The sequence below is a fragment of the Arthrobacter sp. MDT2-16 genome (assembly GCF_054510925.1).
Map to the genome: position 1 here is coordinate 294,024 of NZ_JBTNDP010000004.1, position 15,117 is coordinate 309,140.

General features: G+C 71.8%; 15 protein-coding genes. 6 read left to right on the plus strand and 9 right to left on the minus strand.

Annotated elements, in window-relative coordinates; all coding sequences use genetic code 11:
* Positions 1 to 59: 59 nt before the first annotated feature.
* A complete protein-coding gene (locus tag ACX80N_RS09980; protein WP_459339259.1) occupies positions 60 to 1,034 on the minus strand; it encodes an aldo/keto reductase in 975 nt (324 codons plus the stop codon).
* Between the two features lie 197 nt (positions 1,035 to 1,231).
* Positions 1,232 to 1,876, minus strand: a complete 645-nt coding sequence (locus ACX80N_RS09985; protein ID WP_105031059.1) for a ScbR family autoregulator-binding transcription factor — start codon at positions 1,874 to 1,876, stop codon at positions 1,232 to 1,234.
* A 60-nt stretch (positions 1,877 to 1,936) separates the two neighbouring features.
* Between ACX80N_RS09985 and ACX80N_RS09990 the strand changes: the two genes are divergently transcribed.
* The gene (locus ACX80N_RS09990) at positions 1,937 to 3,247 is read left to right on the plus strand and encodes an AI-2E family transporter (RefSeq protein WP_459339260.1); all 1,311 of its coding nucleotides are present in this window, start codon (positions 1,937 to 1,939) and stop codon (positions 3,245 to 3,247) included.
* The gene (locus tag ACX80N_RS09995) at positions 3,240 to 4,211 is read left to right on the plus strand and encodes a D-2-hydroxyacid dehydrogenase (protein WP_459339261.1); all 972 of its coding nucleotides are present in this window, start codon (positions 3,240 to 3,242) and stop codon (positions 4,209 to 4,211) included. Before ACX80N_RS09990 ends, ACX80N_RS09995 begins: the two co-directional genes overlap by 8 nt.
* 5 nt (positions 4,212 to 4,216) lie before the next feature.
* Here ACX80N_RS09995 and ACX80N_RS10000 read toward each other — a convergent pair whose 3' ends face one another.
* On the minus strand, positions 4,217 to 4,606 hold the full coding sequence (locus ACX80N_RS10000; protein ID WP_459339262.1) for a VOC family protein: 390 nt from the start codon (positions 4,604 to 4,606) through the stop codon (positions 4,217 to 4,219).
* 53 nt (positions 4,607 to 4,659) lie between these two features.
* On the opposite strand from ACX80N_RS10000, the gene ACX80N_RS10005 reads away from it, so the two are divergent.
* Together ACX80N_RS10005 and ACX80N_RS10010 are read left to right on the plus strand one after the other, a co-directional pair.
* Positions 4,660 to 5,376: a VOC family protein gene (locus ACX80N_RS10005; protein WP_459339263.1), complete on the plus strand. Its 717-nt coding sequence runs from the start codon at positions 4,660 to 4,662 to the stop codon at positions 5,374 to 5,376.
* Positions 5,377 to 5,448: 72 nt separating this feature from the next.
* Positions 5,449 to 6,699, plus strand: coding sequence for a hypothetical protein (locus ACX80N_RS10010; protein ID WP_459339264.1), 1,251 nt, complete (start codon positions 5,449 to 5,451; stop codon positions 6,697 to 6,699).
* Here ACX80N_RS10010 and ACX80N_RS10015 read toward each other — a convergent pair.
* The 4 genes from ACX80N_RS10015 to ACX80N_RS10030 form a co-directional block, all read right to left on the minus strand.
* Entirely contained in the window at positions 6,686 to 7,531 is an 846-nt protein-coding gene (locus tag ACX80N_RS10015; protein ID WP_459339265.1) for an SDR family oxidoreductase, read from the minus strand. The genes ACX80N_RS10010 and ACX80N_RS10015 overlap by 14 nt on opposite strands.
* 70 nt (positions 7,532 to 7,601) lie before the next feature.
* Positions 7,602 to 9,416 (minus strand): glutaminase A, encoded by a 1,815-nt coding sequence (gene glsA, locus ACX80N_RS10020; protein WP_105031053.1) that lies wholly within the window; start codon positions 9,414 to 9,416, stop codon positions 7,602 to 7,604.
* Between the two features lie 42 nt (positions 9,417 to 9,458).
* The gene (locus ACX80N_RS10025) at positions 9,459 to 9,947 is read right to left on the minus strand and encodes a hypothetical protein (RefSeq protein WP_459339266.1); all 489 of its coding nucleotides are present in this window, start codon (positions 9,945 to 9,947) and stop codon (positions 9,459 to 9,461) included.
* Positions 9,948 to 10,022: 75 nt separating this feature from the next.
* The gene (locus ACX80N_RS10030) at positions 10,023 to 11,474 is read right to left on the minus strand and encodes an APC family permease (protein WP_459339267.1); all 1,452 of its coding nucleotides are present in this window, start codon (positions 11,472 to 11,474) and stop codon (positions 10,023 to 10,025) included.
* Between the two features lie 98 nt (positions 11,475 to 11,572).
* Between ACX80N_RS10030 and ACX80N_RS10035 the strand changes: the two genes are divergently transcribed.
* Positions 11,573 to 12,244 carry a pentapeptide repeat-containing protein gene (locus ACX80N_RS10035; protein ID WP_459339268.1) on the plus strand — a complete coding sequence of 224 codons (672 nt, stop codon included), beginning with the start codon at positions 11,573 to 11,575 and terminating at the stop codon, positions 12,242 to 12,244.
* Positions 12,245 to 12,330: 86 nt separating this feature from the next.
* On the opposite strand, the gene ACX80N_RS10040 is transcribed toward ACX80N_RS10035, so the two are convergent.
* Together ACX80N_RS10040 and ACX80N_RS10045 are read right to left on the minus strand one after the other, a co-directional pair.
* Positions 12,331 to 13,677 carry a CPBP family intramembrane glutamic endopeptidase gene (locus ACX80N_RS10040; RefSeq protein ID WP_459339269.1) on the minus strand — a complete coding sequence of 449 codons (1,347 nt, stop codon included), beginning with the start codon at positions 13,675 to 13,677 and terminating at the stop codon, positions 12,331 to 12,333.
* 4 nt (positions 13,678 to 13,681) lie between these two features.
* A complete protein-coding gene (locus tag ACX80N_RS10045) occupies positions 13,682 to 14,407 on the minus strand; it encodes a YoaK family protein (RefSeq protein ID WP_459339270.1) in 726 nt (241 codons plus the stop codon).
* A 108-nt stretch (positions 14,408 to 14,515) separates the two neighbouring features.
* Here ACX80N_RS10045 and ACX80N_RS10050 point away from each other — a divergent pair.
* A partial coding sequence (locus tag ACX80N_RS10050) for a gamma-glutamyltransferase (RefSeq protein ID WP_459339280.1) occupies positions 14,516 to 15,117 on the plus strand: 602 nt, incomplete at its 3' end.

Genomic DNA, 15,117 nt, shown 5'->3' on the forward strand with positions numbered 1-15,117 from the left:
CCCACATGGCGAAGGCCCTTGCTACCCGGCGGCGATGACGGTAGGGCGCTCCGCGGGCGTCAGAAGCCGACGACGGCGTGCGGCACGTAGTGCTCCTCGAGGGCGGCGATCTCGTCCGGCGTCAGCTCGAGGTCCAGGGAGGCGAGGGCGTCCTCGAGGTGGTGCGGCTTGCCGACCCCGACAATCGGCGCCGACACCACGGGGTTGCGGGACACCCAGGCGAGGGCCACCTGGGCGCGGGTCACGCCCCGGGACTCCGCCACGACGCCGACGGCCTCGGAGACGCGCCGGTCGGCGTCGAGGGTGCCGTAGAGGGTCTTGCCGAACTGGTCGGTCTCGGAGCGCGACGTCGTCTCGTCCCAGGCGCGGGCGAGCTTGCCGCGGGCGAGCGGGCTCCAGGGGAGGACGCCGACGCCCTGGTCCGCGCAGAGGCCGTACATCTCGCGTTCCTCCTCGCGGTTGATGAGGTTGTAGTGGTCCTGCATCGTCACGAAGCGGGTCCAGCCGTTCATGCGCTGCAGGTAGAGCGCCTTCGAGAACTGCCAGGCGTACATGGACGACGCACCGATGTAGCGGACCTTGCCGGCCTTCACGACGTCGTGCAGCGCCTCGAGGGTCTCCTCGAGCGGGGTCACCGGGTCGAAGCGGTGGATCTGGTAGAGGTCGACGTAGTCCGTGCCGAGCCGGCGGAGGCTGTTGTCGAGTTCCGCGAGGATCACCTTGCGGGACAGGCCCGCCCCGTTGGGCCCCTCGTGCATGCGCCCGTGGACCTTCGTGGCGATCACCGTCTCCTCGCGCCGCGTGAACTCCGCCAGCGCCCGGCCCACGATCTCCTCGCTCGAGCCGTCCGAGTAGACGTTCGCCGTGTCGAAGAAGTTGATGCCGGCGTCCACGGCGGCCCGGATCAGGGGGCGGCTCTCCTCCTCGGGCAGCGTCCAGGCGTGGTTCCCCCGGTCCGGGGTGCCGTAGCTCATGCAGCCGAGGGCGATCGGCGAGATGTCGAGGCCTGTGGATCCGAGTTTCACGTAGCGCATGGGTGCCACTCTAGTCAGGGCCGGCCTCGAGCGGAGGAGGAGCGGGCGCCCCGCCGGGCCGTTCGCAACCGCGGGCGCCCGCAGGCACGACCCTCGCAGGTCAGGCAGAGGGCTTCCCCCACGGAGCCCCTGCAGTGCCAGGAATCACAGTAGCCGGGCGGGCGGCAAAAACAAACCACACGACCGGTTTCACCCCCTCATGTCGTCGTCCCGTGCAGGAAGAGGTGCGAGAGGCGGGGCGCGAGCTCCTGCCGGTCCGCGGCCACCACGCCGGGCAGCAGCATCGCCCACAGGTCACCGAGCCGGGCGAGCACGTCCTGCCGGCCCGTGAGAATCCCGGAGACCATCTGGACGCCCGTGTAGCAGCCCACGACCAGGCGGGCGAACGCCTCGGGATCCAGGTCCGGGCGCAGGTCGCCGTCGTCCTGCGCCGACCGCGCGAGCGCGGCGGAGCGCTCCGACCAGTCGAGGTAGGGCTTCCGGACGTCATGCCCGAAGGCGGAGGCCTCGAAGGTCAGGCGGATGCCGGCCCGCGTGACGGGCTGCTCGACGAGCTGCACGGCGAAGCCCCGGCTGATGAGGACCAGTGTCTCCAGGGCGGGCCGGCCCAGGGCCAGCACCCGCTCGCCGTCCGCGGAGGCGATGGCGTGCTGTTCCTCGATGACGGCCACGGCGAGGGCGTCCTTGGCCGGGAAATGGAAGTACAGCGCACCCTTGGTGACCCCCGCACTCGTGGCGACCGCCGCCAGCGCGGTTCCTCCGTAGCCGTTCTCCTCGAAGATCCGTGAGGCGGCGCCGATGATGGCCGCGCGTGTGGACCGGGCGCGCTCCTGCTGCACCATCAGTGTCCCCCGGGTCGGGATGCGCAACTCATGCCCTGAAGACTAGGGCAGGATGGCTGTGTGACACGCGAAGAGTCCGGCAATCCGGACGACCAGACCTCCGCCGCACGTCCCGGGAAGCGGTGGCGGCCCCGGGCGGTCCCGGCCGCGCAGCCGCACGGCTCCTCGGTGGCCCGCCGGTTCCGGCCGCACGCCTTCGCCGACGGACTCAGGGTGAGCGCGGTGTGGACGGCCCGCAGCATCATCGTCCTCGCAGGGCTCGTCATCCTCTGGTACGTGACCGGGATGCTGTGGTCCATCGTCCTGCCCACGCTGTTCGCGCTGCTCCTCGCCTCGGTCCTCTGGCCGGTCAACCGGTTCCTGCGCAGAGGGCTGCCGAAGGTGCTCGCCGCCCTCGTGACGCTGTTCGGATTCCTCGGAGCCGTCGCCGGGATCGGCGCGCTGACCGTCCCGGCCATCGCGAGCGGCGTCGCAGACCTCTCGAGCCTGGCACGGGACAACGTCGCGGACCTGGCGGCCTTCGTGGCCGGTCCGCCGCTGAACCTCGACGCGGCGAACCTCGACGGCATCGTGGATACGGGCCTGGCCCAGCTGCAGGCGAACGTCGGGAACGTCGTCTCCGGTATCACGGCGGGACTGGGCGAGCTGACCTCGGGGACCGTCGTGGTGCTGCTCGCACTAGTCTTCACGTTCTTCTGCCTGAAGGACGGCGACCGCTTCCTGCCGTGGGCGTCCCGCTGGACCAACTCCGCCGCGTTCGCCCACGCCTCGACGATCGCCGGGGGCACCTGGAAGACGCTGTCCTCCTACATCTTCGCGCAGGCCACCGTGGCGCTCGTGGACGCCGTGTTCATCGGTCTGGGCCTCGTGCTGCTGGACATCCCGCTCGCCATCCCCCTGGCCGTGCTCGTGTTCTTCTCCGCATTCATCCCCGTGGTCGGGGCCATCGTGTCCGGGCTCGTGGCGACGCTCGTCGCGTTCCTCGCCTACGGCTGGGTGACGGCTCTGATCGTCCTCGGCCTGGTGGTGCTCGTGCAACAGCTCGAGAGCAACTTCATCCAGCCCCTGCTCGTGGGCCGCACGCTCGAGATCCACCCCGCCGTCGTCCTGGCATCCGTCACCGTGGGCGGTACGCTCTTCGGCGTCATCGGAGCGTTCCTCGCCGTGCCGACGACGGCCGTGGCGATCGTGGTCCTGCGCTACCTGCGGGACCTGTCCATCGAGAACCGCCCGGAGACCGGCGTGGCCTCCGGCAACCCCGAGGCGGTACCGGCCGGGGCCGCCGCTGCCGGGGGAACCGACGGAGCGGCCACGGACGCACCCGCCGAACCCGGACCCGTGGGCCACCGGGCGGAGCAGCCCGGTGACTAGGCGCCCCGTGATCGCCGTGCTCGAGGGGACCCGGCCCGTGCGGGGGCTCGAGCGGATCGGGGAACTGGCCGAGGTGCGGGTGACGCAGGCGGACGGGCTCGCCGCGGCGCTCGACGGCGCGGAGGTCCTGTACCTGTGGGACTACTTCTCCGGCGCACTGCCCGCCGCGTGGCACGCCGCCGGCTCACTGCGCTGGCTGCACGTCGCCGCCGCAGGCGTGGACAAACTGCTGTTCCCCGAGCTGGCGGCCTCCGACGTCGTCGTGACCAACGCGCACGGTGTCTTCGACCGGCCGATGGCCGAGTACGTGCTGGGCGCCATGCTGTACTCCGCCAAGGGGTTCGGCCCCTTGAGGGACCAGCAGCTCGAGGCGCGCTGGGTCTGGCGGGAGGGCCGCAACATCGCCGGCAGCACCGCCCTGGTGGTGGGGACCGGCAGCATCGGCCGCTGCACGGCGCGGCTCCTGCGGGCCGTCGGGGTGCGCGTGGAGGGCGCCGGGCGCACTGCACGGGAGGACGACGACGACTTCGGGCGGGTGCACGCGGCCGCGGACCTGGCACGCGTGGCCGGCGCGTTCGACTACGTCATCCTCCTGGCCCCGCTGACGCCCGCCACCGAGAACCTCGTGAGCGCCGAGGTCATCGGCGCGCTGAAGGCCGGGGCCGTGCTCATCAACGCCGGGCGCGGGCGGCTCGTGGACGAGGACGCCCTCGTGGCCCGCCTCAGCGCCGGGACGCTCGCCGGGGCGGTGCTGGACACGTTCGCCGTCGAGCCGCTGCCGCGGGAGCACCCGCTGTGGTCGCTGCCCTCGGTGCTCGTCACGCCCCACATGGCCAGCAACGCCGACTCCTGGCCGGACGACCTCGCGGCCCAGTTCGAGCGGAACCTCCTGCTGTGGCTGGACGGGCGGCCGCTGCCCGGCGTCGTCGACAAGGCGCTGGGGTACGTACCCTCGAACGGCTGATCCGCCTACGCGGGAGCCTGGATGACGAGCAGCATCGTGCCCTCGGGGTCGCGGACGTACGCCACGGTCTCGCCCCACGGCATGGGCGCCGGCTGCAGCGGTACCTGCGCACCCGCCTCCCGGGCTGCGGAGACGACGGCGGGGAGGTCGTCCACGTACAGGCACACGTCCACTGCGTGGCCGGTGGCGGGCCGGGGCGTCGCGCCGTACAGCGCCAGCTCGGTGCCGGAGCCCAGGGCGAGCTGGCCGTCCCCGATCCGCAGCGTCACGTACACCGCTTCTCCCTTCTCGGGGAAGCGGTAGAGCTCGGTGGCCGAGAACACGCGCTCGTAGAAGGCGACCGTCCGCGCCAGCCCGCTGCAGTTGATGATCGGGAACACCTCGCGTCGCAGCATCGCCTCAGGCTACGCCCATGGACCGCGGACCCCCCGAGGTGCAGCATTGATGCGTGGCCGGCGAACGCATGTACCCGATCCTGACGGTCCCCGACCTCGACGAGGCCATCCGGTTCTACGAGGACCTGGGCTTCCGGCGCACCTACCGGCAGGTGCGCCCGAACCCGCACGCCGTCGTCGAACTCGAGGACATCGGCATCCACCTCTCCGCGGTGCCCGGCATCGACCCCGCCGCCTCCCTGGGCAGCGTGATCATCACCGTCCCGGACGCGGAGGCCCTGTACCGGACGTTCGCCGACGGGCTCCGACGCACCCGCGGGCGGATCCCCTCCGCGGGCATCCCGCGCCTGCTGCGCCCCCGGCGCAAACAGGGGACCACGAGCGGGTTCAGCGTGGTCGACGTCGGCGGCAACTGGCTGCGCATCTCACGGATCGGCGACACCGAGGACGACGGACCCGAGCGGGTCACGGGCCTGGCCCGGGTCCTGGAGGTGGCCGCCCGGCAGGGGGACGCCCGCGGGGACCATCGCGTGGCCCTCGACGTCCTCGACCGCGGCCTCGCCCGCCACCCCGAGGCGCCCGCCGCCGACCGGGTACGGGCCGGGCTGTACCGCGCGGAGCTCCTGGCCCGGCTCGGCGACCATGCACTCGCCCGGGCCGCCCTCGAGCACGCCGAGTCCCTGGTCGGCGCGACGGAGGCCGCAGCGCTCGCCGAGGACGTCGCCCACGCCCGGGAGGTCCTGGCCGGCACGGAGCCCGGGGCACCCTAGGGAATTGGCGCCCGCCGCGCGACGGGTGAGACACTGGCGGCTGCCGCCATCCACGCCGACCAGGAGCCACCCGTGCGCATCCGCCTGCCCCGACCGGAGACGCGCAACACTGCCCGCTCGGTCTGGTTGTTCTACGGCCTCGTCCACGTCGGGTTCCTCGCGCGGCTGATGCCCTTCATCCTCGGCGGCGGCGTGCTCAGCGACATCCGCTTCTACCGGGAGTGGGCGTACCTCGCCCTCGACGGCGGTACCTGGCAGGGCATCGACACGGCCTGGGTGTACCCGGTGGGTGCGCTGGCCCCCATGGTCCTCGCCACCGTGTTCGGCCCCTCCCACTACCAGTTCGCCTGGTTCCTGCTCTTCGCCGGGCTCAACGCCGTCGGCACGGCCGCCCTGGTGCGGCGCGGGACGCCGTCGTCGTTCACCGCCGCCTACTGGTGGCTGGCGGCCACGGCGCTGCTCGGGCCGGTGGCCGTGGGCAGGATCGACGGCCTGACGGCGCCCCTGATCATCACGGCGCTGCTGCTGGTCGGCGCGCGCCCGTTCGCCGCGTCCCTCCTCCTCAGCGCCGCCACGTGGATGAAGGTGTGGCCGGCCGCCGTCGTGCTCGCGGCGCTCGTGGTCGTCCGGACGGGGAGACTGCGCATCCTCGGCGCCGGGGCAGCCCTCACCGCCGGGATCGCAGGCGTGGTCGCGGTCTTCGGCGACCTCCGCAACCTCACGGGTTTCCTCAGCGCCCAGGGGGCGCGCGGCATGCAGCTCGAGGCGCCGCTCAGCACACCGGGGGTGTGGCAGGCGATCACGGGGAGGTCGGGCGCCTACTTCTTCGAGGACGAGGTCATCAACACCATGGAGGTCCGGGGTGCGCTGAGCGGGCTCGTGGGGGACCTGATGACGCCGCTGCTGGTGCTCACCGTGGTGCTGGTCGCCGCGTTCCTCGCGATCGCGCTGCATCGCGGCGCGCAGGCCGGCGCCCTGCTGGCCGCGGGATCACTCGCCCTCGTGAGCACCCTCGTGGTGTTCAACAAGGTGGGCTCCCCGCAGTTCATGCTGTGGATCGCGGCCGTGATCGCCGCGGGCCTCGTGCTCGACCGGGCAGCCGAGTGGCGCTACCCGGCGCTCGCGATGCTGGCGACCGCCGGCCTCACCACCCTCGTGTACCCCGTGTTCTACGACGCCCTGCGCTACGAGCTCAGCCCCGCCGTCGCCGTCCTGCTCACGCTGCGCAACCTGCTCGTGGTCAGCATCTTCGTCTGGTCGCTCGTGCGGCTGGGGCGCCTGACGGCCCGGGCCCGCACCGCCGTCGCAGCTACGGGTGCCTGACGCCCTTCCCCGCGAGGACGGCCCGGTACCCCTCCCGGTACGTCGGGTAGGTGAAGGAGAACCCCGTGGAGCGCAGCAGGCCGCTGTCCACGCGGCGCGCGCCGCCGCGCGTGGAGCCGGCCTCGCCACGCGGCGGCTCGGGCAGCCCGAGTTCGGCGGCGAGGAACGCCAGCACCTCCGCAAGGTCCACCGGCAGTTCGTCGCTGCCGAGGTAGATGGGGGCGGGGGACCCGACCGCGGTCACGAGATGCACGATCGCCGCCGCGGCATCGTCGCGATGGATCCTGTTGGTCCACTGCGGAGCCGCCGGCAGCACCGCGGTACCGGAGGTCACCTGGTCGATCAGGCGCGTCCGTCCCGGCCCGTAGATCCCGGAGAGCCTCAGGACGATGCCGTGCTCCGAGCGGTCCAGGAGCACCTGCTCGGCCTCGCGGATCAGGCGCGCGGTCGGTGCGCTGCTCTCCGTCGGTGACCCCTCGGTGACGAGGGCGCCGCCGAAGTCGCCGTACACCGCGGTGGAGGAGACGAACAGGACCCGCCGCGGGGAGACGCCGTCGCGCTCGAGGGCGTCGAGCACGTTGCGTGTCGCGTCCACGTAGGCACTGCGGTACGCGGCCTCGCTGCGCTCCCCGGCCGCGGTGGCGATCACGACGACGTCGGTGTCCCGCGGCACGGTCGGCAGCTGCTGCGTCAGGTCCGCGGCCACGCCCTCGATGCCCTCCGGCAGGCGCCCGGGGGAGCGGCGCCAGCCGACCACGCGCTCGCCGCGGGCGGCCAGCCGCAGTCCCACCTCGGTCCCGAGGTCGCCGCAGCCCGCTATCAGCACCGTCATCGCGGCTCCCGTCCTCCCGGCGGCCCGATCGGCCACGTCCGTCGCCAGTCTATGGGCGGCGGGGTCCCCGCTAGTCGCGGATCCGCACCGCGGTCTCCCGCAGGTACAGGTCCACGCGCGTGTAGGCATCCCGCGTCAGCGCCTTCCACAGTTCGACGCCGAGCCGCGGGTCCTCCCGCTCGATCGTCTCGATGGCCCGCGCCGTCAGCACCTTCACGTGCACGTCCTCGAGGGCCTTCACCGTGGTCTCCTGGCGGTTGTCGCTGCCGAGGGCCAGCTCGCCGAACGTCATGCCGGCGCTCAGGGTGGTCAGCTTGAGGCGCTCGCCGGTGGGCCCGGGCACCGACGTGACGATCCTGCCGGAGAGGATGAAGTACACGCCGCCGAAGCTCTGCCCCACGCGCCGCACCACGTGACCCTTCTCGTAGCTGCGGTCCTCCATCCGCAGCGTCAGGGCTGCCACGTCCTCGTCCGTGAGGGGGCCGAGGGCCGGGCACTGCGCCACCTCGACCTCCGCGGGGAGCATGATGTCCCCGCCGTAGCGGGTGATGAGTTCGTTCTCGCACCATTCGACGGCGGCGGTGCGCGTGTCGAAGGTGGGCACGGGTCGGTCGACGTCCTTGAAGGTCTCCGCGAGGGTGCCCTCGCCGTCGATGAGCACCAGGTCGCAGTCCACGACGGACAGGTTCTCGCGCACCTCGCCCAGCAGTCGCAGGGAGACGTCGGCCACCTCGTCGACGCGGCGCAGGTCGAGGATCACGAAGTCGACGTCGTCGTCGAGCCCGCTCAGCTCGCGCACCATGGATTCGGTGCCCGCGAACAGGAGGTCGCCGTTGAGCTCGATCACCATGGCCTGGTGCCCGTGCTCACGCAGGACGTCCATGGCCTCGTCGGTCCGCCGGATGCCCGAGGGCGCCGCGAGGATGTCGTAGGTGGCGCGGATGGCCGACTTCCCGGCCCGGGCGGCCCGCACGAAGTGGAGCTCCATGTCCCGGGACAGGCGCTGGCTCGCGGCCATCCCGCGCACGCTGCTGCCGTGCTCGTCCAGGGGCGGCGAGTAGATGGCGAGGCCCACCTGACCCGGCAGGACGGCGATGGTCCCGCCGCCCACGCCGCTCTTGGCGGGCATGCCCACGGTGCTGATCCAGGAGCCGGCGTCGTCGTACATCCCGCACGTGGTCATCACGGACAGCACCCGCTCGACGGCGAGCAGGTCCATCACCTCCACGCCGGTGAGCGGGTTGCGCCCGGAGTTCGCGAGCGTGGCCGCCATGACCGAGAGGTCGATGCAGTTGACCTTCACGGAGCACTGCCGGAAGTAGTCCTCGATCACGGGGGTGGGATCGTCCTCGATGATGTCGAAGGACCGCAGCAGGTACGCCAGTGCGCGGTTGCGGTGCCCGTGCTCCAGCTCCGAGCGGAAGATCTCCTCGTCGACGCCGAGCTGGCGTCCTGCGAACTGCGAGTAGGTGCCGAGGATGCGCTTGAAGCGCGTGTTGCCGCCGCGCGACCGGACGAGGGAGGTGGCCGTGAGCGCGCCGGCATTGATCATCGCGTTGGAGGGACGGCCGCTGCCGGGTGCGAGCGAGATCTCGTTGAACGTGTCCCCGGAGGGTTCGACATCCACCTTCGCGTCCACGGCCTCCATGCCGAGATCGGCGAGCGCCAGCCCGTACGTGAAGGGCTTGGAGATGGACTGGATGGTGAATTCCTCGCGCGTGTCACCCACCTCGTACATGTATCCGTCCACGGTGGTCAGGCAGATGCCGAAGTTGTCCGGGTCGACGTTCGCCATGGCGGGGATGGTGCTGTAGGGCTTGCCGTCCCTGAGATCGGAGATCTCCCGGTGGATGGTCCGCAGGTAGCTCTCGATCGGTGATTCCATGCTCTCCACCCTACGGGGCGGGAGGGTGACGGGAATCGACGGTCAGCGGTGGCCGAGCGTGTGGCGGATCGACAGCACGAAGAGCTGGGCGACGGCGGTGGCCACGCCGAGGAGCAGCAGGACCGGGGCGGCCAGGCTCGTGTAGTTGTACCAGGGGTTGACGTAGCCGCCGCCCGTCTGCGCGGTGTTCATGGCTTCGAGGTACTGCCGCTCGTACAGGATCGGCGCCAGGAGGAAGAACATCCCGGACGCCACGAGGACGCCTGCGAGGATCCATACCCACCGGTCGTAGGGGTTGCGCGGAGCCCGGTGATCCTGCCTCGTGGGGGTTTCCGGGACCACCTCGCGGATCGCCGAGGGGTCCGCGGCCGTCTCCGGCACCGGCAGGGCGGGAGCCTGCGGTGCCGGAGGCACCACCCGGTGCGAGGCCGGGGACACCGGGGACGCCGGCGACGTCTCCGCGCCGCCGCCGCGCTGGTAGATGCCGTCGTAGCGCGGGTCGTAGGTGGACTGCAGGCGATCACTGCTCATCGGTTCTCCTCCCCCTGGCTGAACTGCTCCCCAGTAAACCACGGTGTCCGGGGCGATCCTCCGATGGTCGAGCCGTCAGCGGCGCTGCGCGAGACGGTCGAGCAGCCGCTCCTCGGCGTCGTGCCCCGGTGCCACCCCGCGCGGGATGCGCAGCAGGAACACGATCCCGAGGACCCACCACAGGCCGAACAGGATCCACGGGGGCGGTGTCAGGGCCGCGGGCATCCCCGGCAGGTAGAGGCTCAGCAGCCCCACGCAGAGAACCACGGCGATCCAGCCGATCACGGTCCCCCCGCTGCCTGCTCCGCCGATCCGCAGGGGACGGTCCATGTCCGGTTCGCGCCGGCGGAGGATCACGAAGACGAGCGCCACGAGGATGTAGGCGAGCACGATGCTCGGTGCGCCGGAGTCCACCAGCCAGCCGAGCATCTGCGTGCCGAAGAACGGGGCCGCGAACGACAGGGCACCGATGAAGATCAGGGCGTTCACCGGCGTCCGGTAACGGGGGTGCAGCACACCGAACCAGCGGGGGAGCATCCCGGAGCGGGACATGGAGTACATCAGGCGGGACGCGCCCAGCAGCAGCGAGTTCCAGGAGGTGAGGATTCCCGCGATCCCGCCTGCTATGAGGATGTTCGCCATGATGTCGGTGCCGAACATGGCACCCATGGCGTCCGCGGTCGCGATGTCCGCGGTGGCGAGCTCGTCCGCGGGCATGGCGGAGGACGTCGTCAGAATGGTCATCACGTACCAGATGGTCGCGAGGACGACGGCGACGACCACGAGCCGGCCGATCTGCCGGGCGGGGATGTCCACCTCCTCCGCGGACTGCGGGATGACGTCGAAACCGACGAACAGGAACGGCACCACCACGAGGACGGCGAAGAAGCCCGCGGACCCGCCCGTGAAGAAGGGCTGCATGTTCGCCGTCGAGCCACCCGTGAAGCTGCCGACGACCAGGATCAGCCCGATGACCAGCAGGAACACGACCACGAAGGTCTGCGCAGTGCCGGCGATCTTGACGCCACGGATGTTGATCAGCGTGATCACGACGGCCGCGACGGCGCCGATGAGCGCCCAGGTGAGGTGTACCTCGTCCCCGGCGACGGTCCAGAGGGGAATGCGGCTGAGGCCCGGGAAGATGTACTCGGCGGTTCGCGGCAGCGCCACGGCCTCGAAGGCGACGATCGTCACGTAGCCGCCGGTGATGGCCCAGGATCCGATGAAGGACCAGTGCGGGCCCATGCCCCTGAGCAGGAAGTTGTGCTCACCGCCCGCCTTCGGCATCGCCGCCGTCAGCTCCGCGTAGGTCAGGCCGACGACGCCCATGATCACGCCGCCGGTGATCATCGCGAGGACGGCGCCGCCGGTACCCGCGGAAGCGATCCAGCCGCCGGTGAGGACCACCCACCCGAAGCCGATCATCGCTCCGAACCCGAGGGCGAGGGCATCCCAGTTCCCCAGGACCTTCAGGAGCGAGGCCTCCTGTCCGCCCTCGGGGCCCGGCGTGCTGTCCGATGTCTTCATGACGACTCCCATCCTCGTGCGGTACAGGGGGTGCCCACTGTAGGGGATGGACGATGGAAGGTGAACCGTTCGACTCCGACGGATGGTTTGATGAAGTAATGCCACGGCCACCAGCACGCAGCACGACCACCGCACCGCGCCTGTCCCTCAGGGCTCCGCGGGGTGCGACCCTCGTGGCGGAGCCCCGCCTGCTCGACGGCGACCATCGCGAGGGGGAGCGCTACGAGCGCGCGGATCTGGACGGTGGGGAGCTCGCCGGCATCACGCTGCAGGAGTGCGTCCTCGAGGGCGTGTCCCTGAACGACACGGATCTGCGCGGAGCCCGCTTCATCGAGTGCGCGTTCCAGGACCTCTTCGCCCCGGTCTTCCGGGCCCCGCGCAGCAGCTGGCGCGAGACGTCGCTGCGCAGTACGCGGTGGGGCTCCGCGGAGCTGTACGACAGCACGCTCGACAGCGTCCACCTCGACGGCGGGAAGCTCGACTACGTCAATCTCCGCGCTGCCCGCCTCACGGATGTCCTGGTGAGCGGCTGCATCATCGGCGAGCTGGACCTCACGGGCGTACGCGCCACACGCCTGGCCCTGGCGGACTGCACCATCGGGGCCCTCACCCTCGACGGTGCGCAGCTCAGGGACACCGACCTGCGTACCAGCAGCTTCCGGGGTATCCAGGGGATCGACGGCCTGCGGGGTGCGACGGTCGACGAGTACCAGCTGCAGCTGCTGGCGCCCTTCCTCGCCGAGAGCATGGGCCTGCGGGTCGAGGGCTGAACGCCCGGCGTGTCCGGGCGCCGGTCAGTCCGCCCGGTGGCCCGCAGCCCCGGGGTGGCCCGGTCCGGCGGGGTGCGGGGTGCCGGTCAGTCCGCCCGGTGGCCCGCAGCCCCGGGGTGGCCCGGTCCGGCGGGGTGTGGGGTGCCGGAGGGATGGCCGGGACCCGCCGGGTGCGCCGGTCCGGAGGGGTGGCGGTCGGTGCTGTGGTCCCGTCCGGCCCCGGGCGCAGCGGGTGCGTGCGCACCTGCGGTCGGCTGGGGCTTCGGCTGCCGATATGGTTGCGGTTGCGGCTCCGCCGGCTCCGGCGGCTCCGGCGGCTCCGGCGGCGCCGTCGGGCGTGCGTACGACGGTGCCGGTGCCGTTCCTGGTGCGGGCGCATAGCGTGAGGAGTCGTACTGCGACGGATCGTAGGCACCGGACCAGGACGTGGCCGGGACCTGGAACGGGGCCCATGCCGGTCCCTGGTCTCCCACCCCGGCCGGCGCGTACACCGGCGACGGACCGACCGGCTGCAGCAGCGGCTGCGGTGCCACCGTGCGCCTGCGCTCGATCCCGCGGCGGTCCGCGAGCCGCACGATGACGGCGGCCGTCGCACCCATGGTGAGTGCCGACACGACGAGCCCGCCCACCGAGCCCTCGGAGGAGTTCACGTCCACCAGTCCCAGGGCGCCGAGCCCGAAGACGGTCATGTTGTTGATCGCATGGGCTGCGATCGCCGCCTCCAACCCCCCGGTGCGCCAGCTGAGCCATCCGAAGACGACGGCGAAGAGCGCGACGGTGATCTGGCCGAACGGATCGTAGGTGTGGCCGAGGACGAAGAGCGGCACCGGGAGCAGGATCGCGAAGGCGGGGTGCCGCAGCCAGGTGCCGATGGCTTGCATGAGGAAGCCCCGGAACACGTACTCCTCCGCGGCGGCCTGGAACGGAACGGCCAGAAGGGTCAGGGCCAGCATGAGGGGCAGATACGTGGTGTCCTGCTGGACGGGTTCGGGTACCGCCTCCGCAGGGAACAGGAGACCGATCCCGACCGAGACCGCGAGACCCGCCAGGGACACCGCCAGCGCGGCGCCGGCACAGACGGCGAGCCAGCGCCAGCGGATGCGCCCGGCCACGGAGGAGAGCAGGCCGATGGGCCGCGGTCCCGTGATCAGCACGGCGAGCGCCAGGGCCGGGATCATCAGGATCAGCGACACCAGGGTGAAGGCGAACGTCACCGGGTTGCCGAGGTCCAGCACGGTCAGGGCATCGGAATAGGGCTCGATGCCGGTGGGGGAGAGGGCGGCGAGGACCACGCCGGTCACCAGGACCACCAGCACGAAGACGGTGTAGAACACGAACCCGAGCAGCGCCGTGAGCAGCGGCCTCCACCAGCGGTGCTGCGGCCACGCAAGAGCGAGGCGGTGGAATTCGTACTGCCGGTCGACCTGTTCCATGGTCCTACCGTAGTGCGGCTACCTTGGCGCTCCCTGCGATCATCTCCTCCTTGTCCCGGCGGTAGCGCAGGTGCCCGAGGAGGGTGACGACGGCGGACAGCGCCGCGGAGACCGCCACCCCGAGCCAGAGCCCCACCGTCAAAGCCAGGGCGCCCACGACGGCGCCGACCATGATGAGCGCGATGGCCGAGGCGCGGCGGGCCCAGTGGATGCTCGTGCCGCCGGCGAGGCGCGAGTCCGAGGCGAGGCCCGTGATGGTCGACGTCACCACCACCGTGGTGATCTCGGCGACCTTCAGGCGCTTGGCCGTCGCGGCCTGGATACCCATCACCGTGGCGAGCACCGACGTCGTGATGCTGCCCAGCACCTCGTCGGCGTGCACGTCGACCAGCGCGACGTAGACGGCGAGGGCCGTCAGACCCGCGGTCACCGCGAGGAGGGTGCTCGAGGTACGCCCGGACCAGCCCTCGGGACCCTTCCGCAGCACCCGTCCAGCGAGGGCCGCCCCCACCATGAAGAACACGAGGGCGAGCGCCGGCCGGAGGATCGGGAGTCCGTCGCCGCCCGCGAACGCCATGCCGAGGAGCACCACGTTGCCGGTCATGTTGCCCGTGAAGACGCGGTCGAGCCCCAGGTAGCCGACGGCGTCGATCACCCCCGTCGAGAACGTCAGCACGAGCATGAGCCACAGGTGGAGGCGGTCCGTGTCCACCCGGTTCTTCTTCGCCATGATCTCCCTCGGTCCCTTGCCGCGAATGTATACGAAGCATATCGTCGTACCGTGTATACCCCCCCTCCCGCCTTCACCACGCGGCCCACGCTCCAGGGCACCTTCGGCATGAGCGCGTCCACGCACTGGCTGGCCACCGCCTCCGCCCAGGCCGTGCTCGAGCGCGGCGGCAACGCCTTCGACGCCGCCGTCGCCGGGGCGTTCGTGCTGCACGTCGTCGAACCGCACCTCAACGGACCCGGGGGCGACATGACCGGCGTGTTCGCGACCGCCGCGGATCCCGGCCGGGCGACCGTCCTCATGGGCCAGGGCCCGGCACCGGCCGCCGCCACGCGGGAGCACTACCTCGCCGAGGGTCTCGAGCTCGTCCCGGGTGCCGGCGCCCTCGCCGCCGCCGTCCCCGCCGCCGTGGACGCCTGGCTCCTCCTGCTGCGCGACCACGGGACGTGGGAGGTGGGGGAGGTGCTCGACTTCGCGATCGGGTACGCGCGGGACGGCCACCCGGTCGTGGGGCGCGTCGGGGCGACCATCGCCGCGGTCGCGGACCTCTTCACGGAGCACTGGCCGACGTCGGCGGCCCTCTGGATGCCCGAGGGCAAGCCGCCGCGCGAGGGCGAGGTGATCCGCAACGAGGCCTACGCGCGCGTCCTCGAGTCACTGGTCGGCGCGGCCGCCGACGGTGCCAGCCGCGAGGAGCGCATCGACGCCGC